The organism is Ensifer adhaerens (assembly GCF_020035535.1).
Taxonomy (GTDB): domain Bacteria; phylum Pseudomonadota; class Alphaproteobacteria; order Rhizobiales; family Rhizobiaceae; genus Ensifer.
Map to the genome: position 1 here is coordinate 2,137,496 of NZ_CP083349.1, position 18,263 is coordinate 2,155,758.

Sequence of the window (18,263 nt, forward strand, 5' to 3'; positions counted from 1 at the left end):
GCGAAGGCTAGCCGGCCTTCCCGCTGACCAGCTCCCAGAGATCGACCCCTCCGGAGCGTCCCTTGACGTGCACCATGCCCATCGCGCGGAAGTCGAATTGATCGGCAACGGCGGCATGCACCGCCCCGCTCACCAGGATCGAGGTGTTGTACTCCTTGTTCAGCCCTTCGAGCCGCGAGGCGACATTGATCGTGTCGCCCATCGCCGTGTATTGCTGGCGCGCAATCGCGCCGAAGCTGCCAACGACCGCCGGGCCCGTATGCACGCCAAACCGCGTGAACAGTTCGGGACGGCCGTTCTTGCGGTTGGTCTCGTTCAGGCGGTCGACCGCCGCCTTCATCGCCAGCGCGCAATGACAACCATGCTCGATGTGCTGCGGATCCTCTACCGGCGCGTTCCAGATGACGAAAATGCTGTCGCCGAGATACTGGATCACCGTCCCGTGGTATTGCTCCGCCACCGTGTTCAGCATCTCGAAATAGGCCGAGAGGATATCGACGACCTCCTCGGGAGAATGCTGTTCGGAGATGGTCGTGAAGTCGCGCACGTCGGTGAAGAGCGCGGTCACGTTTTGCCGCCTGCCTCTGACGGTCGCGCCGCCCTCGGGATCGATGATGCGCCGCACCACCTCTCGCGGAACATAGAGGGCAAACTGGACGATGGCGCGACGGCTGGCGGAAAGTGCGCCCCCGAGCGTGTTGATCTCGGTGATCCAGGAATGCGGGGCATCCTTGCCGGCAAAGTTCAGGTCGCCGATCCGCCGCGCCTCGTCGGCAAGATGATAGAGCTTGCGGCTGACCACGCGCGACAGCATGAGCGAGCCGACGACGCCCGCCACCAGTAGGCCCCCGGCAATCAGGAGATTGCGCAACAGCAGCCGGTTTGCCTGCGCCACGAGATCCTGCAGCGGCACGACGATTGCGACCGAGCTGCCCTTGAACAGGCCGGAAACGCTGACCGGCGCCATCTGGACCAGATAGCGTTCGCCGGCGAAATCGGCTTCGGCAAGGCCGCCGCCCGCATAGGCCGGGTCCTTGCGCAGCCGCGCGACGACGTCGAGGCTCGGGTCCAGGCTGTGCATGTCGGCCCCGCGGCCGCCCGACCATGCGCCAAGGATCGTGCTCATGACCGCGGGATCAGAATGGGCGACGAGGTTGTTGTCGCTGCCGATGACATAGGATCGCGCTCGCGGCGATATCTCCCGCGCATCGAGCAGGCGGCTGACGGTCTGCAGGTGAATGTTCGTGCCGACCACGATGCCGTTTTGGCCCTTCAGCGGCGCCGCCAGCGCCAGGGTCGGCACCTTGAGCGTTCCGGTGACATAGGGCCCGACGGACACCGCGCCGCCGCTTTTGGTGGCGGCCTGATACCAGGGGCTCTGCCGCGGGTCGAAATTCGTCCGCTCGAACGGGCGCTCCCCGATCTGCCTGGCTTGGCCGTCGAGGAACCGAAGGGTCGAAACGGTTCCCGTGTCCTGCCCATGCGCGAGCAGCCGTACGGCAAAGGCCGTGCCCACCGGTGCCGCGAGGCTCTGGCGAACATAGTCCCGTTCCGTATTGATGACCTGCAGGTAAGAACCGTCAGGATAGCCGGCATAGACGCTCGTCGCGTTGGAAACGCTTCTGAGCACCTCCAGGAAGAACTGCTCCTTCGGCTCCAGGTCCCCCGGCGGTGCGACGGCCAGTTGCGGCACGGTGGAGGCGAGCGCGACCGCCTCATGGCCACCCTCCAGCGCGTTCCTGTATCCCTCGATCAGCCGCAGGCTCATCTCGCGCATATGCTTCTCGCCGGCAAGGATCGCCGCCTGCCGTCCCTGGCTGAACGCCATCCAGATGATCGGCGTCGCCGTGAGAAGCAGGAGCGCGACGACGAGCACGCTGAGATGCACTCTGAGAGGCTTGGACCAGTTCACGCAATTCCCCCGAAACGCGACTGTATTTCACGGAACCTATCACCTGCTCGGGCCGGCAGGAATGCGCAATCTTTCAAACAAATAGGCCATTTCATTGAATCGATGAGACAATGAAATGGCCCGGTGCAGGTAAAGGCTTTTCGCGCGTCAGTTCAGCGGGATCGCGTTGTCGTCCTTGCTCGCCTGGTAGACGGCGGAGAGATCGTCGTACTTGGCGCGGATGGCATCGGCGCGGGACTTCAGCTCGTTGCGCTGCGGCGCCGGCAGACTGTCGATCAGCTTATAGATCGACTGGCCCTTCCAGAACGCGTTCGTCCGGTTGTAGCCGCCCGGCTCCAGCGTGAAGACCTCCTTCAGGATCTTGAGATCGTGGGGAATGGAGAACGAGTCACGCGAATCCTCGTGGCTGAAGAAATAGAAGAAATTGTCGAAACCTGCCCAGGTTATCGCCGAAAGGCACATCGAGCAGGGTTCATGCGTCGAAAGGAAAATGAGATCGCGGCTGTCCGGCCGCTCGGTTCCTTCGATCTCGTAAAAGCGCTTCAGCGTGTGCACTTCGCCATGCCAGAGCGGATTTTCCGTCTCGTTGTTGGTTTCGACGAGTACGGTGGAGAGATCGGATTTGCGCATCAGCGCGGCACCGAAGATCTTGTTTCCGGCTGCAACGCCTTTTTCCGTCGCCGGAATGATGCCGTGCTCCATGGTGCCAAGCAGCGCGTCCAGCAGTTGGTAGGTGTCGGTCTCCGTTGTCATTCCCAATGTCCTTTTGTTGGGTTTTTCAATCAACGCCAGGAAAAACAGGAAGCGGTTCCTGCCCGGAATGGCGGGCTCTCAAAACAATCCGAAGCGGCCTTCGGATTGCGCATTTCAAGGCAATTCCGCAAGACGTCTCAAGAGGGCGTCCACCCGGGATTGCATGTACGAGGCGACGGTCGGCTCAGTGCGCCTCCGCCGCAATCAGTGGCACCTCGACGCCCTTGGCGTCATAGAGCTTGCCGTTGAGGAAATAGTCGCCGTCATGAAGCCGCGCAATATCCTGGTAGCGGATCGTGCGCTCCGTCGCCGCGACGAACACCGACTGCTGGTCCGAGTTTCCAACCGTGAAGTGATTGAACAGCAGGTTGAGCAGGATCGCCATGACTGCCGCCGACGAGATGCCAGAATGGAAGATCGTCGCGACCCAGGCCGGGAAATGCTCGTAGAAACCGGGGGCTGCGATCGGGATCATGCCGAAGCCGATGGAGGTCGCAACGATGACCAGGTTCATGTTGTTGTTGTACTCGACCTTGGACAGCGTGCGGATGCCGCTTGCCGCAACCGTGCCGAAGAGCACGATGCCGGCGCCGCCGAGAACCGAGGTCGGAACGGAGGCTACGATGCGCCCCATGATCGGCAACAGCCCGAGCGTCACCAGGAACAGGCCGCCGGTTGCCACCACATAGCGGCTCTTGACGCCGGTGACCGCAACGAGCCCGACATTCTGGGCAAAGGCGCTCTGGGTGAAGGAACCGACGATCGGCGCCAGGATACTCGACAGCATGTCGGCGCGAAGCCCGTCGCCGAGCCGGCGCGAGTCCACCTTGGTCTCGACGATCTCACCGACGGCGAGAATATCGGCCGAGGTCTCGACCAGCGTCACCATGATGACGATCAGCATCGAGATGATCGCGGCAAGCTCGAAGGTCGGGTAGCCGAAATGGAAGATCTTCGGCAGCGCGAAGACCGGGCCGTTTGCGACCTGAGAGAAATCTGTCATGCCGGCGACATAGGCAATGCCGGTGCCGATCACGATCGAAAGCAAGATCGAGAGCCGCGAGATCGAGGCACTTCCGAGCTTGCTGAGCAGCAACACGATGATCAGCGTGACCGCCGCGAGCTGGATGTTGGCGGTGCTGCCGAAATCCGGCGACGCCTTGTTGCCGCCCATGGCCCAGAATGCCGCCACCGGCATCAGCGTAAGCCCGATGGTGGTGATGACGATGCCGGTAACCAGAGGCGGGAAGAAGCGGGTGATGCGCGAAAATACCGGCGTGATCAAAAGGCCGATCAGCGAGGCCGCGATGACCGCGCCCAGGATCGCCGGGATGCCGCCGTTGCCCGAAATCGCGATCATCGTCGCGACGCCCGAGAACGAAACCCCCTGCACCAGCGGTAGCCGGCTGCCGAAGAAAGGCACGCCGATCGTCTGCAGGATGGTCGCAAGACCGCCGGCAAAGAGCGAGGCGGTGACGAGCAGGCCGACATCGGCGGAATTCAGGCCCGCCGCCTGGCCGAGGATCAACGGAACGGCAACGATGCCGCCATACATGGTCAGGACATGCTGCAGACCATAGGCCAGATTGGCGCCGATGCTCAGCCGTTCGTCTTCGGGATTCTCTGGTAGTGCGTTATCCTCTGCAATGCTTGCCAAGGGTATCTCCTCCATACCTTTGTGATTGCCCCGTCTCCAGCGGGACAACCAAAAGGTAACGGAAGGTATGCAAATCGCGCCTTCCTAAAAAACGCGAAACACCTTTCGGGATTCGGACGGGAATGCGTGGGAGCCGCTCCGGCGTCCGTGCGGGCCCTTCGGCAACGGCGTTCAACGCCAACCTCGGGACGATTTCGCCGTCACCTGCCGGCCCGGTCGAATAGATCCCGATAGACCCAAAGATGGTACGACAGCGACCTTTAGATCGGTTTCGAGTTCGGCTAAAGAACTTCCGCAGTACTTCGCAATAACATATTCCAACAGGTTGAAAACATGAAAAAATTTCGCTTCGCCTTTTTGGCGTCGGCGGCCGTGCTGTGCGCATCGACCGCAGCCCATGCCGAGGATCTCGTCTTCACGCTGAAGAACGGCACGAACTCGGTTCTGAACAACTTCTACGCCTCGCCGACCGGCGTCGACAGCTGGGAAGACGACATCTTCGGCCGCCAGGCTCTTGGCCCCGGCGAAGAGATGGAAATCACCGTCGCCGATGGCCGCAGCGTCTGCCGGTATGACATGCGCTTCGAATTCCAGGGCGAGGATCTCGACACGACGACGGATACGCAGGACCTCTGCGAAATGGGTTCCTATACGATCCACGAGTAATGAGCACCCGGCGGGGGCCCTAGCGGACCCCCGCCGCATGCGTCTTCAGGCGGCTTTCAATACACCGCTTGCGAGACAGGCTTCGGCAAAGGCGGTCGAAACGGCCGAAAGCTTGATGGCCTGCCAGTAGCGGTAGTCGTGCACCAGCGCCGTCGAAATCCAGCACGCGCCGCGATTGCTCTTCTTCGCCCAGCCGATCAGCCCCGCCTCCCGCGCCAGGCCAAAGAGCCGCGCCGTGTGCGTTCTGGAAATACGGTATCGGCTCGACAGGGCGTTGGGAGACACCTTTCCGATCCAGACCGACGCCGTGCTATCGGCAGGCAGCGACGGCACTTTCTTGATCAGGTCGTGCAGGACGCTGCTTCCGGAGTCGGAGCGGACGAACTTGGCAATGCTTGGCGGCGGTTTGTGCCAATCGCGCCGTTCCAAGAGCAGGCGCGCAAAACGGGGTTGCGCCCGGTGCAAGAGGTCCGGCTGCTGCCGCGACAGCGCGAAGCGCCCGCCGCCATCGATGATGTCGAGCGCCCTGAGATGAATATCGAAATATCGCCGGATGAGCTGTTCGCTCATCTCGGTTGCGCGAACCGCGCGCTGCCGGCCGTCCTCGCTCTCCAACGGCTCGACAAAACCGTATCTCCGCATTTCAAAAAGGAATGCATGCGCGGTGTTGCGGCTGGCGATCGCACTCATGGTGCGGGCGAGATTGCCCGGCGAAATCGGCAGGCATGTGCGGTCCTGGCTATGCTCGAAATGCATGGCCATCGTCATCTGGCTGAGCATCCAGCGCCGCAGATCGGCCACGTAGTGCACCTCGCGCGGCAGGGCGAGATGGGTTTCCAGCAGTTCGCGCGCAGCGGAATCGAGCCCCTCGCGAAAGCGATCCATCCGGACCAGATCTTCGGCAGAATAAGGCGGCGATAGCGCCGCGGCGGGAACGACGGATAACGACATGATGGGAGTTTTCGGCGCGCTCAACCGCGCGGATGGCGGCCAAGCGGAAAGAGGGCTGGACCCCCATCATACTGGGAATGCAGACGAAATCCAGCGGCAGCGGACCCGGCGGCAGCGGCCTTTCGATACGCCCTTGCGCCTTCCGCTCAGGCAGGAAGCGGCGGCATTTCCGGCGCAGTGAGGCCGCGGAAAGGATCACGCCAGGCGTCGATCTCCTCGAGTTGGCGAGACCAGCGCCTGAGCGCCGGATAGTCCTCGACCGGCAGCCGCGCCGCATCGTTGTAAGGAAGGAACGTCGCCATGCGAAAATCGGCGAAGGAGACGGTATCGCCAACCAGCCAGGCGCGGCCGGAGAGCTCGGCCTCAAGCAGCCGGGCGGCCTTGTGAAAGGCCTTCAGCCCCTCCTCCACCATGGCCTCGTCACAGGAGCCGATACCGTAGCGCAGCTTGGTGCCGCGCTCCCAATGCACCATGTCGCAGGCCCTGATGAAGTTCTCCTTGCCCCAGCTGATCCAGCGGATCATCTCGGGCTCGTCGTCATCCGCTCGCCAGAAGTTGGAGCCTGTCCTGCGCGAGAGAAAGCAGGCGATCGCATCCGCCTCCCAGAGCGAGCGGCCCGGCCGTTCCAGGATCGGCAGCAGCAGGTTGGGGTTGAGCGGCCGATAGCGCTCCGCCTTACCCGGCGCCAGCGGCTCGGCAAATTCGAACGCGACCTCCGCCCTCAGGAAGCGGGCGGCGGCGACCGCCAGTCGAGGATTGGGGTTACGGCTGAAATAGAGCTTCATGCGGTCTCTCTCCCTGCATACACGCTATGAAGACGAACGAAGGCGCCGCTCGCCGACAGGCGCGAGAGAAAAATCGAGCGCCGCTTCGGCTTGAATGAACAGTCATCCGCCTAAATATGGTTGCCGACGGGTGAACAGGAGCATCCCGCTCTCAAGTGGAAGCACCGGAGGCGAAAGATGCTCTGGAATGAGAGTTCCAGGGCGTCCTTGGTACGTTCGGTTGAAGGCACCGCACTCTAGCTGGTGTTGGATTTGTCACGACTGCGCCAAAGCAGGACCGACAGAACCGCATGAACTGCGACCGCTGGCCACAGAAGGACGCCCACGGAACCGTCCGTCAGTCCGAAGAAAGCGAGATAGAGCGTGACTGCCGCGCTGTAGATCAGCATGCCGAGAAGACCTGAATTCCTCCAGCAGGCAAGCCCGAGTGCGATCAGGGCAATTCCTGCCACCCGGGCCGTCGGGATAGCAGGGCCGGTCAGTACTTCGCCAAGCAATACCTGCCCCACAAACGAAGGCACGACCACCAGCGCGAGCCCTGTTGCCAACTCCCCGAAGGCGGCGAGATCAAGCACGCGTATCATAGGAACGCACCTCCGCCAGCCGTTTAAGTCCAAGCCTTGCGATCCACCGGCGCTAGAGCTTCCCGCCCTCAAGTGGAATCACTGAAAGCGGAAAAGATGCTCTAGATTCAAAGAGCCAGAGCGTCCTTAGTGCGTTCGCTTGAACGCACGGCGCTTAGAGCATCCCGCTTTCAGTGGACCCACTGAAAGCGGAAAAGTCGCTCTAGGGCGTTGCGTTTGGCTTCAATTCGAACGTCAGCTTGTCGATCTTGCCCGTGAAGCGGAACGGCGTGTCATAGCGGTATTCCAGCAAGGCGACGCCGGTGCGTGTGTCGAGACCGACGTCGAAGGTCTCATCCTCGGGGAAGGTAACCGGGATGCCATGGTCTATGCTGTTCCTGGCAGCCTCCTTGCCGTCCACCGACAGTACGCCCATGCCGCCGGCGCCAAGTCCCTTTCCATCGGACTTGAAGTCGAAGACGATCGTGTGCCTGCCGGGTTCGAGCTCCGGTCCCTCCCACATGATGCGCTTGAGGTCGAGGAGATTGTAGAGGAACACGACCTTCCCGCTGCCGACACCGAAGTCTCCCTTGCTGAGGAAGAGGCCGTAACCGCCAAAGCGGCCGCCTTCGGTAACGATCATGCCTTGGGCACCGCCGTCGGGTATCTCGACCTCGGCGGTAATCGTATAGGACTTGTTCAAGGTGCTGGGCGCGGCACTGGCCGGTACACCGCTCAATTCTCCCCGATAGGTGAATTCCGTCCGTCCGGCCGTCAGGTTGGGTCGAGGGGCGTTCCAGCGTGCGAGCGTCGAATTGTCGAGCGGCAGCACGTTGTACTTCTTCGCTTCGGCATAGAAGAGGTCCTGCAACGCCTTCAGCTTGTCAGGCATCTTGGCGGCAAGATCGGAGAACTGCGTCGGATCTTCGTCGACGTTGTAGAGTTCCCAGTTATAGCCGGTGATCACGTCGGGAGGCGTCTTGGTGCTGAGTTCCCACGGCAACGTCGCGGGCGTCGTCGCGGCGACCCATCCGTCGTGGTAGATCGCGCGGTTTCCCAGCATCTCGAAGTACTGCGTCTGGTGTTGCGTCGGGGCCGTGGCATTCGCCTTGTCCCATGTATAGGCCATGCTGACGCCTTCGATCGGCTCCTGCGTGATGCCGTTGATCGTCTCCGGTTGCGATATCCCGGCCGCTTCGAGGATCGTCGGCACGATATCGATGAAGTGGTGGAACTGCGCGCGGATACCGCCGGCATCATTGATGTGGCCCGGCCAGGACATGACCATGCCCTGCGCCGTCCCGCCGAAGTGCGAAGGCACCTGCTTGACCCACTTGAAGGGCGTATCCATCGCCCAGGCCCATCCGGCTGCGAAATGCGGGAATGTCCGCTCCGAACCCCAGAACGGATACCAGAGAAACTGGTCCTTTACCGGTACCTCGACACCGTTGAACGTGGTGAACTCGTTCGGTGTACCGTTGACCATGCCTTCGGCGCTCGCTCCGTTGTCGCCGCCGATGTAGATGATCAGGGTGTTGTCGAGCTCTCCGAGGTCTTCCACCGCCTGGATGACGCGCCCGATCTCGTTGTCAGCATAGGCAAGGTAGGCACCGTACACATCGGCCTGCCTGATAAACAGTTTCTTCTCCTCGATACTGAGGGAATCCCATTGCGGCAGCCCTTCCGGCCATGGTGTGAGCTTCGCGCTCTCAGGCATGATGCCGAGCCGCTTCTGATTGGCGAAGATCGTCTCGCGAACCTTGTTCCAGCCCTCGTCGAAGAGGTGCATGTCGCTGATCTTCTTGATCCATTCGGATGTCGGATGGTGCGGCGCATGGGTGGCACCGGGCACGTAATAGACAAGCCAGGGCTTGCCGGGGGCGATCTCGCTCAACTGCTTGATGTGCTGGATCGCCTCGTCGGCCATGGCTGTTTCCAGGTTCCATTTGGGGTTGCCCTCAAACGGATAGATGGCGGTCGTGTTGCGGAACAGGTTCGGCTGCCACTGGCTGGCATCGCCGCCGACGAAGCCGTAGAAATAGTCGAAGCCCATGCCTGTCGGCCATTGGTTGAACGGCCCCGCCTGGCTCGATTGGTAGGACGGCGTGTTGTGGTTCTTGCCGAACCACGCGGTGGCATAGCCATTCTCCTTGAGGATCGTGCCGATCGTTCCTTTCTCGATGGGAATGATCGAATCGTAACCGGGATAGCCGGTAGCAATTTCACCGACCACGCCGAAACCGACGGAATGGTGATTGCGCCCGGTGATCAGAGCCGCGCGAGACGGCGAGCAAAGCGATGTCGAGTGGAAGTTGGTAAAGCGCAACCCCTCATTGGCGATACGGTCCATCGCCGGTGTCGGAATGACCCCGCCAAAGGTGCTCGGTGCACCGAAGCCCTGGTCGTCCGTCATGATGAGCAGCACATTGGGGGCGCCTTTCGGAGGCACGACGCGCGGCGTCCACCAGGGCGTCGATTCCGAGGCCTTTTCCTTGATCACGCCGCCAAAAGCCGGACTTGGCGACGGCAACTGATTACCCGTGATTGTCGTGGTCGCTCCGGGTGCGCCGAGCGTCCCTGAAACCTGCTGTGCCCATGCGGGCGTAAAACCAAGCGCGAAGAAAGCTGCACCCGCAAGCATGCTCTGGCCAATGGTCATGGCGAACACCTCTGTTGCAGATCGTTGAACCCTCTCCGAATTAGGGTGACCTAATATACGCAAATCACCGCGCACGGGAAAGGTAGAACAACCTGACGCGCGTTTGCTTTACGACCGGTCTTTTCGAGCCCCAGTCATCTCCGGCCAATGCGCCGCAGACGGTCTGTCCGGGTGGCCGGACCCCGCGTCTTTCGTTGCGCGAACAATTCCGTTCGGGCTGCGTTCATAAACAGAAGCGTTAGATAGGCTACCGATTCGGAGGTATATCCATGAGAAAGATCATTTCAATCAGCCTGATGCTCGCGTCGTTGATACCCGGCGCAGCCCTGATGCCGGGCGATGCCCATGCTCAGGGCGTAGAGCTCTATATCGATGGCGGTGGGCCAAGATATGACGATGGCCGACGCTACTACGACGAGGACTATGGCGACGATTATTATCGCGACCGCAACTATCGCGACCGCAACTATCGCGACCGCTACTATCGTGATCGCCGCGCCGGCCGCATTTGTACCCCGCAGCGCGCTTTGGCGATAGCACGGGCCGAGGGCCTGCAGAACGCCAGAGTCGGTCGAACCACCAATCAGTGGATCGAAATCAGAGGATCGCACCGCCGGACGATCATCTTCGGCCTTCAGCCCAGCTGCCCGGTTCGCGGCTACAACAACTGGTAAAATGCATCTGCGGCTTGACGTCGACGGTTGGGGCGATCTTCGCCCCCACCCCGGTGGACGGGCCTACCTTGAGCGTCTCCAGCTGAGAACGACTGTCCGGCCGGCGCGGTGAAGATCATCAGCGCGTCCAAGGACGATACTGGCGCTCTGCGAACACCGTGACCGCGTGAAGACCCGTGCTCGCTATCGAGCTATCGAGGCCTCGGCCACTCCCCGGTGAACTTTCCAAGCAGCGTCTTGCCCCATTGCCCGCCCGGCCTTTGCCGGGCCGCGTAACCCGTTCGTCTCCCAGCGCTGCCAGACGAGCGAGCCCGCAATGGCGGCCCGCACCCCGCGCCGACAGATCGATCGCCTCTACGCACCCGGAGCGTTGGCCGGGCGGTCCCATTCGGCGTCGAGCCCAGCGCCGCGAGATTGCGAGCGCCATGCCACACCCGAAAGATCGACTGTCTCGGCATCTGTGAATTCGCTTCCCAGATGTTGCGAAACCCGCACGGCTACCGGCCATCCGCCGCCTGACCTATCTCTCTACCCAACGGCGATGCACTTCACCAAACATCGTCCCGGGTATCACCAACGTAGACTTCAACGACGCAGGCACGACCTGCCTCTCGATCAAAGGACAAGGCAATGGCACTCAAGGATATTCTTCCCGGCAAGCTCGGCTTCGGCGCAGCACCGCTCGGCAACATGTTCCGCGAAATTCCGGAACAGGAAGCGCTTGGCACCGTCGAGGCCGCCTGGAACGACGGCATTCGCTACTTCGACAACGCCCCGTTCTACGGCGCCGGCCTTGCGGAAATCCGCATGGGCGAAGCGCTCGCAGGGCGCCCGCGCGACGAATATGTCATCAGCACCAAGGTCGGCCGGGTCATCCTCGACGAGATCGAGGACGTCAGCGCCCGCGATCTCGGCGAAAAGGGCGACGTCTTCCGCTATGGCCGCCCCAACAAGATCGTCAACGACTATACCTACGACGCGACGCTGCGCTCGATCGAAGACAGCCTCAAGCGCCTGAAGACCGACCGCATCGAGATCGCCTTCGTCCACGACGTTGCCCAGGATTTCTACGGCGACGAATGGCTGAGTGTCTTCGAAACCGCGCGCAACGGCGCCTTCAAGGCGCTCGACAAGTTACGCGACGAGGGCGTGATCAAGGCTTGGGGCCTCGGCGTCAACCGGGTCGAGCCGATCGAACTGCTGCTGGCGCTCGAAGGTCCCCGGCCAGACGGCTTCCTGCTTGCCGGGCGCTACACGCTGCTTGACCATGACCGCGCCCTCCAGCGCGTCATGCCTGCGGTCGCCGAACGCGGCCTCGGCATCATCGTCGGCGGCCCCTACAGCTCGGGCGCGCTGGTTGGCGGACCGAACTTCGAATATGCCCCGGCGACGCCCGCAATCCTGCAGAAGGTGGCAAATATCAAGGCGATCGCCGACCGCCACGGTATCTCGATGAAGGCGGCAGGCCTGCAATTCGCGCTTGCCAACCCGGCCGTCGCAGCCGTCATCCCCGGCGCCAGCCAGCCGAGCCGCATCGCCGAAGACCGCGCCGCCCTCAACGAGGTCGTACCGGCCGACTTCTGGCGGGAACTCAAGTCAGCCGGCCTCGTCAACCCGGCCGCTCCGCTACCGATCGCCGGCTAAACCAATTCCAGGAAAAGTGTGAAACGGTTTTCCGGTCGGAATTGCGACAACTCGATACCCCGAAACCACCATCCCCGCCCGTCATCCCACGGGCGGGGAAAGCTCTGCCGGTTCCTCGGCCAGAAAGCGCTGCAGGCGGGGCACGGCAAAATCGAGGAAGGCGCGCACACGCGCCGGCAGAAGCTGGGCGCCACGAAACAGCGCATGGATATCGTCGGCCTCGGCAATCGCGCTGTCGGCCAGCACCTCCACCAGTTCGCCACGGGCGATCGGACCGCGCACGTGATAGTCGGCAATCCGCCCGATGCCGACGCCTGCCATCGCCATGCGGCGGATGGTTTCGCCGTTGTTGGTCAGAAGCGAGCCGCTCAGCATCCGCTCGACGATCCGCCCACCTTCGCGCATCGGCCACACCGGATTGGCCCGGCGAAAGTTGAAGCCGATGCAATTGTGATGAAGCAGGTCTTCCGGCGTTTCCGGCACGCCCCGCCTTTCGAGATAGGCGGGGGACGCGACGATCCGCCGCTTGGTCTCGCCGATCTTGCGCGCCACCAGGTTGGAATCCGGCAGCCGCCCGACCCGGATCGCCACATCCGTCCGTTCGAGGTAGAGATCGACGACTTCATCCGACAGCGAAAGGTCGATGACGATCTTCGGATAGGCTTCCCAGAAGGCAGGCAGGATCGGCTCCAGCGCCGCCGCCCCGAAACTGACGGAGGAGTTCACCCGAATCAGCCCCTCGGGCTCGGCACCTCCGTGGGCAATCTGCTGTTCGGTCTCGTCGAGATCGGCAAGCAGCCGCTGGCTCCGCTCGTAGTAAAACTCGCCTTCCCTCGTCAGTAGCAGCCGCCGCGTCGAGCGCTCGACCAGGCGGATGCCGAGACGTGCCTCCAGCCGCTGGATGAGCTTGGACACGGTCGACGGCGTCATCAGCAATTGCCGCGCGGCCTCGGAAAAACTGCCAGCCTCGACCACCTGGACGAACACCATCATCTCGCCTGCCCGGTTATCCATGACGCCCCCCGATTTGAATTCATAGATCTGCCGCCAGATTAGCGCTGAAAACCCACTGTGTCGCGGCGTTGCAGGCCCCCGCCGCTGCATCTGTGAATTTCCCTATCAGATCCTGGGAACCCTCACCGTCTACTGCTTCGCCGCCTGTCGTGAGATCTGTTGTCTCAAGCGAACCGTCCAGAAGCGACGGTCCAGCACAACAGGAAAAGGATCACCGAGATGTCCCACACCGTCGAAGCCAGCCTTGCCCCGCCGACCGCCGCATTCGATTTCGCGAGCCTGCGCCAGCGGGTCAGTGGTGCGCAGATCGCAACCCGGAAGCGCGCAGAACCGCCGGTCGTCGAGGCCCCGACCCAGCGCAACAACCGCCTGACGCTGCTTGCGCTGGCGCTCGGCAGCTTTGCCATCGGCACTTCGGAATTTGCCAGTATGGGCATCATCCAGCTCTTTTCTGAAGCCATGAACATCGGCGTGCCGGAAGCCACCAGCGCCATCACCGCTTACGCCTTCGGCGTCGTCATTGGCGCGCCGCTGATGACGCTGGCGGCCGCGAAAATGAACCGGCGCACGCTGCTTCTGGCGCTGATGGGGCTGTTCATCCTCGGCAACGTGCTTTCGGCGATTGCCGCAAACATGGGCATGCTGATGGTCGCCCGCTTCATCAGTGGCCTGCCGCAGGGCGCCTATTTCGGCGCCGGAGCCGTGGTCGCCTCCTACGTCGTCGGCCCCGGCCAGGCCGGCAAGGCCTTTGCCATCGTCATGACCGGGCTGACGGTCGCAACCATCGTCGGCTCGCCGCTCGCCACCTTCCTCGGGCAGACGCTTGGATGGCGTGAAACCTATCTGGCGATCGCCGCCTTTGGCGTCCTCGCCTTCCTCGCGATCTGGGCCTGGGTACCGCGCACCAAGGCGCTCGATGGGGTTCCGGTCGTGCAGGAGCTCTCGTCGCTGCGCAAGCCAAGTGTGTGGGGCGTGATGCTCGTGGCAGCGGTCGGTATCGCCAGCATCTTTGCCGTCTACACCTTCATCGCCCCCATCGTCACCGATGTCGCTGTCCTTTCGCCGGCCATGATCCCGGTCGCTCTGGCACTGTTCGGCATGGGCATGACGGCCGGCAACCTCGTCGGCGGCAAGCTTGCCGACCTCTATCCCGCCCGCGGCATCGTGCTTGGCTTTGCCGCAGCGCTCGCAACGCTGGCAGTGCTTGCCCTCGGCGCGGCAAATACCTGGGTGCTCTTCCCCGCCCTCTTCGGAGTTGGTGCTGCCACCATGGCCGCCATCCCTACGATCCAGGTGCGCCTCACCCGCTTTGCTCCCGAAGCCCCGAGCCTGATGGGCGCCATGAATCTTGCCGCCCTCAACGTTGCCAATGCCGTCGGCGCCGAGGCCGGAGGTGCAGCGATCGCCGCCGGCCATGGTCTGCTTTCGGCCGTCTGGGCGGGCTTTGTCCTCACGGCTGCTGGTCTCCTCCTCTTCGGCCTCACCCTGCTGTCGAAGGGGGCAAGGAAGTAGAGGCCCGCACGGCACCGGCAGTCTTGTCCCCAGTTCGCCGGTGCCGCCCTTCGCGTTTGTCTCGCCCGTACCGACTGGCCCGCGCCGGCGAAAATGGGCCTCTCCCACCACCAGGCCTCAAAAATCAAGCCCCGCGGTGATCCGACCGCGGGGCTTCGACATATTCGCCCCGGGAACGAGCACCGGTTACGCTTGGAGATCGGTAGATAACGGCCGACCACTCCTTCCGTATCAGCGGGGCGCCTGGAAGACCCGCACCGCCCCGATCAGGCCGGCACGAAAGGCCGCAGAGCCTCGACCAATCCCGTCGTTCCGTAGCGAACCTCGCCGCCCGGCTCGACATCGATCAGCCCACCTTTGTTATGGGCGTCGTAGAGATCGACCAGAAGCCGCGCGGTGCTGGCGCTCAAAGTCTTCTCCAGCGCTTCCTGCCATCGGCTGCGCGGCACCGCCTGGGCCGTGATCGTGCGCCCGAGCAACGGACCCAAGGCCACGGCCACGTCGCTGGCGCTATAGCGGCGCGGCCCCTCGACATGCACGATCTGCTCTGCTTTATCCGCGCCCGGGCGGTAGAGTAGGTCTGCAGCCGCGCACCCCACGTCTCCAGTCGAAACGACGGCAAAGGTCCGCTCGACCGGGTGATGCAGGCTCGGCAGGGTGCCGGTCGCGATCGCCGCCGGAATGCTGCGCGCCCAGCCTTCCATATGCTCGGCCGATCGCAGCAAGATCTTGGGCATGTCGAGCCGGCGAAGGCGTTCCTCGAAGAGACGGAAGACGGTCGGCATGCCGATATCCTCGGGCACATGGGCACCATAGTCGGAGATCGCCAGCACCCGTTTCGGCCGCGCCTGCGCCAGCGCCTCGGCCATGCTCTCGGTGAGCGCACGCATTTCCCATCTGGCATCCTCGGCCCCAAGCGGCGGCGGCAGGATGATCTGCACGGCCTCGGCCCCCGCGATCGCCACGCCGAGCGCTGCCGTGTCGCGCAGATCGGCAAAGGCGATGTCACAGCCGATCGCCTGCAATGGCCCGGCCTTTGCCGCATCGCGCAGCACTGCCCGCACCGGCAGCTTTGCCGCGCGCAGAGCCGACGCCGTTGATATCCCGACCTTTCCGGCCGCTCCGAGAATGACGAACATGATCTCTTTTCCTTGCTGAAGACGGGCAAGGACTAGGGATCATGCCGAGGCCCGTCGCACAGGTTCGGCCAGGATTTTGCAGCTTCGGTCAGATTTCGCTGGAGCGTCGCATGATTGTACCCGGCGTCTCGCCGAGAAGTCGGCGCATGGTCGAGGCCATATGGCTTTGATGGGAGAAGCCCGCGGCGACAGCGATCTCGCTTGCCGGCATCGCCGTCGTGGTCATCAGCGCACGGGCAAATTCCACACGGCGGCGGATGACATATTGATGCACCGGCAGGCCGGTGCTGTTGCGAAACAGGACCTTCAGCCGCGTGGCGCTCAAGCCCGCGACCGCCGCGAGATCGGCGAGATGCAGCCTACCGTCGAGATGGGTCTCGATGTACTCGGTTAGCACCCGCAATTGCCGCGCCGAGAGCTTCGGCGCGCTGCACCCTTCTGCCTGTTGCGCACCACCGGTCGCGGTTTCGATCAGCCGGACCGCCAGGGCATTGGCAAGAAGGTCGACATAGAGCGGATCGGACGGTGTCTCGGCCTCCAGATCCGCCTTGATCGCCCAGCCGATCGCCTCGAGCCTGATATCGCGCACCTGCATCTGCGGCAGCAGCTCGACGCTCCCCCGCCCGAGATCCGCCGCCACGCCATCGAGCAGCGAACGCGAGAAACTCAGCCTGAGGATCCGGCAGTCCGCATCATCCTCCCAGGACCCGTCGACGCCCGCCGGCACGATGTCGATATCCCCCGGCTTCTGCACCCGGCGCATGCGACGCCCGCCACAGCGACAATCGGCGTTGACCGGCGGGCCGAAATGCATGCCCAGCCGATGCATTTCGCCGCCGGGCACATCGACCCGCCCGCGGGGAATATGGATGAAATCCGCGGCAAGCCCGCGCCACGCTCTGCCGGCGCTGGTCAACAGCACTTGCGGCGTCTGGATTGCGGAAAGTGTCATGATCTGTCGCGGCTCTGATCCGGGTGTGCGGACGCCATGCTATGTCCCAAACGGTCGCTTAACAACCACTGGCACGAGGCTGCGTATGACAAAGAATCAGAACGGATTGATGTAGTTGGTGATCGCGATCTGGCGCAGGAGAACCCGGCGGATCACGTGCGCCGCCTTTACCCGGTCGGTAAAGATCGCCGCATCTCCCGCAGCACCGGCGGGCAGCCGTGCGGCGAAGGCCTGGTCGTCGAGTTTCACCCGCACGACGAAGGGTGCGGCCGCGACCGCCTCCGGCGTTACCGCCGTGCCGGAGACGCGCGCCTGCCCGGAGGCGATTGCCTGCAGCACGCCTTCGACCGTCCCGGTATAGGTCTCGCCGGGCGCGAACTTGAACGTCGCCTCCACCCTCTGGCCGGGCTCGATGTAGCGCGCGTCGATCTGGTTGATCTCCACCCCGATGATCGTCTCGGACGTATCGATGAAGGCCATGGCCGGCGACAGCGGCAGGGTCGCGACCCGCGCGCCCTTGCGGAGCGCAAGATTGGTCACATAGCCATCGGCGGGTGCGCGGACCGTCGTCTTGTCGAGGTCCCATTTGGCATTGGTAATCTGCGCCTTCAGATTGTCGACATCCGCCTGGCGCTGCTGGACGTCGAATTCGGTCGCGGCGTCGCGCGATTGCAGCTTCGTCATCTGCGAAAGCCGGAGCTCCTGCAGCGAAAGCTGCGCCTGCAGCGCGTCCACCTTCGCCTTGTAGGGCACGGGATCGATGCGGAAGAGCACATCGCCGGCCTTCAGCGGGCTGTTGGAAGCGACCGCCACCTCCAGCACCTCGCCGGCGACATCGGGCACGATCGCCACGGAATTGCGCACCACCAGCGCCTTGCCCTGCGGCGCGCCCCAGTTCATCGGGATGAACAGGCCGATGAGGAGCAGCAGGAATACGATCGCCGGCGAGACCTTCCAGAAGAGGTTGAAGGTAACGATCCTGAATTTCACCAGGCAGAAGAGGATGGCCAGATAGACATTGAGCAGGACAACGATCATGGCTGGCCCGCCTCGCTCGAGTGGCCCCCATTTGTATGCGCCTCATGCGCGCGCGGCACATCCACATAGGCCCAGACGAGCGCGATCGGCCACAGTGCGAAACCGAGGAACAGCGTCACCCAGCCGGCGACATTCACAGCCTCGGCCCATGGGTGATTGCGACGCCTCGCGATCGACCCCGGCAGCATGGCGAGAAACACGAGGACCGCGACCGTGCTCGCCACGAGCACGATCAGCACGATCCAGGCGAAAAGATCGATGAAGCTCATGACGTTTCGCTCCCCTTCATGATGGGGAGGCTAGCTCCGGAGACCTCGCGCGCGGAAGTACGTAACGGTTACCAT

16 protein-coding genes are annotated in these 18,263 nt (G+C 63.1%); 4 read left to right on the top strand and 12 right to left on the bottom strand.

The genetic code is table 11. The features are described 5' to 3' along the window. Nucleotides 1–7 precede the first annotated feature (7 nt). The 3 genes from LAC81_RS10535 to LAC81_RS10545 all read right to left on the bottom strand — a co-directional run bounded on the left by LAC81_RS10535 (nt 8) and on the right by LAC81_RS10545 (nt 4,337). Nucleotides 8–1,912, bottom strand: coding sequence for an adenylate/guanylate cyclase domain-containing protein (locus tag LAC81_RS10535; RefSeq protein ID WP_223724729.1), 1,905 nt, complete (start codon nt 1,910–1,912; stop codon nt 8–10). A gap of 147 nt (nt 1,913–2,059) precedes the next feature. Further along, entirely contained in the window at nt 2,060–2,665 is a 606-nt protein-coding gene (locus LAC81_RS10540; protein ID WP_223724730.1) for a deaminase, read from the bottom strand. Between the two features lie 184 nt (nt 2,666–2,849). Beyond that, nucleotides 2,850–4,337: a nucleobase:cation symporter-2 family protein gene (locus tag LAC81_RS10545; protein ID WP_223724731.1), complete on the bottom strand. Its 1,488-nt coding sequence runs from the start codon at nt 4,335–4,337 to the stop codon at nt 2,850–2,852. Nucleotides 4,338–4,655: 318 nt separating this feature from the next. Between LAC81_RS10545 and LAC81_RS10550 the strand changes: the two genes are divergently transcribed. Then, nucleotides 4,656–4,988, top strand: a complete 333-nt coding sequence (locus LAC81_RS10550; protein ID WP_223724732.1) for a hypothetical protein — start codon at nt 4,656–4,658, stop codon at nt 4,986–4,988. A 45-nt stretch (nt 4,989–5,033) separates the two neighbouring features. On the opposite strand, the gene LAC81_RS10555 is transcribed toward LAC81_RS10550, so the two are convergent. The 4 genes from LAC81_RS10555 to LAC81_RS10570 form a co-directional block, all read right to left on the bottom strand. Continuing rightward, nucleotides 5,034–5,873, bottom strand: a complete 840-nt coding sequence (locus tag LAC81_RS10555; RefSeq protein ID WP_223724733.1) for a hypothetical protein — start codon at nt 5,871–5,873, stop codon at nt 5,034–5,036. A 212-nt stretch (nt 5,874–6,085) separates the two neighbouring features. Beyond that, a complete protein-coding gene (locus LAC81_RS10560; RefSeq protein ID WP_223724734.1) occupies nt 6,086–6,724 on the bottom strand; it encodes a glutathione S-transferase family protein in 639 nt (212 codons plus the stop codon). Nucleotides 6,725–6,960: 236 nt separating this feature from the next. Beyond that, nucleotides 6,961–7,308 (bottom strand): hypothetical protein, encoded by a 348-nt coding sequence (locus LAC81_RS10565; protein ID WP_223724735.1) that lies wholly within the window; start codon nt 7,306–7,308, stop codon nt 6,961–6,963. A 202-nt stretch (nt 7,309–7,510) separates the two neighbouring features. Continuing rightward, the gene (locus LAC81_RS10570) at nt 7,511–9,946 is read right to left on the bottom strand and encodes an arylsulfatase (RefSeq protein WP_223724736.1); all 2,436 of its coding nucleotides are present in this window, start codon (nt 9,944–9,946) and stop codon (nt 7,511–7,513) included. A gap of 269 nt (nt 9,947–10,215) precedes the next feature. On the opposite strand from LAC81_RS10570, the gene LAC81_RS10575 reads away from it, so the two are divergent. Then, nucleotides 10,216–10,620 carry a hypothetical protein gene (locus LAC81_RS10575; RefSeq protein ID WP_223724737.1) on the top strand — a complete coding sequence of 135 codons (405 nt, stop codon included), beginning with the start codon at nt 10,216–10,218 and terminating at the stop codon, nt 10,618–10,620. A 630-nt stretch (nt 10,621–11,250) separates the two neighbouring features. Continuing rightward, a complete protein-coding gene (locus tag LAC81_RS10580) occupies nt 11,251–12,264 on the top strand; it encodes an aldo/keto reductase (protein WP_223724738.1) in 1,014 nt (337 codons plus the stop codon). Between the two features lie 81 nt (nt 12,265–12,345). On the opposite strand, the gene LAC81_RS10585 is transcribed toward LAC81_RS10580, so the two are convergent. Next, a complete protein-coding gene (locus LAC81_RS10585) occupies nt 12,346–13,278 on the bottom strand; it encodes a LysR family transcriptional regulator (RefSeq protein WP_113539029.1) in 933 nt (310 codons plus the stop codon). Nucleotides 13,279–13,497: 219 nt separating this feature from the next. Here LAC81_RS10585 and LAC81_RS10590 point away from each other — a divergent pair, with 219 nt between their 5' ends. Beyond that, on the top strand, nt 13,498–14,790 hold the full coding sequence (locus LAC81_RS10590; RefSeq protein ID WP_223724739.1) for an MFS transporter: 1,293 nt from the start codon (nt 13,498–13,500) through the stop codon (nt 14,788–14,790). Nucleotides 14,791–15,056: 266 nt separating this feature from the next. Here the strand turns inward: LAC81_RS10590 and LAC81_RS10595 are convergent, their stop codons facing one another. The 4 genes from LAC81_RS10595 to LAC81_RS10610 all read right to left on the bottom strand — a co-directional run bounded on the left by LAC81_RS10595 (nt 15,057) and on the right by LAC81_RS10610 (nt 18,188). After that, a complete protein-coding gene (locus LAC81_RS10595) occupies nt 15,057–15,929 on the bottom strand; it encodes an NAD(P)H-binding protein (protein ID WP_223724740.1) in 873 nt (290 codons plus the stop codon). Nucleotides 15,930–16,017: 88 nt separating this feature from the next. After that, entirely contained in the window at nt 16,018–16,881 is an 864-nt protein-coding gene (locus LAC81_RS10600) for a helix-turn-helix transcriptional regulator (protein ID WP_223724741.1), read from the bottom strand. 96 nt (nt 16,882–16,977) lie between these two features. Further along, a complete protein-coding gene (locus LAC81_RS10605; RefSeq protein WP_223724742.1) occupies nt 16,978–17,919 on the bottom strand; it encodes an HlyD family secretion protein in 942 nt (313 codons plus the stop codon). Further along, on the bottom strand, nt 17,916–18,188 hold the full coding sequence (locus tag LAC81_RS10610) for a DUF3302 domain-containing protein (protein ID WP_223724743.1): 273 nt from the start codon (nt 18,186–18,188) through the stop codon (nt 17,916–17,918). Before LAC81_RS10610 ends, LAC81_RS10605 begins: the two co-directional genes overlap by 4 nt. Nucleotides 18,189–18,263: the final 75 nt, after the last annotated feature.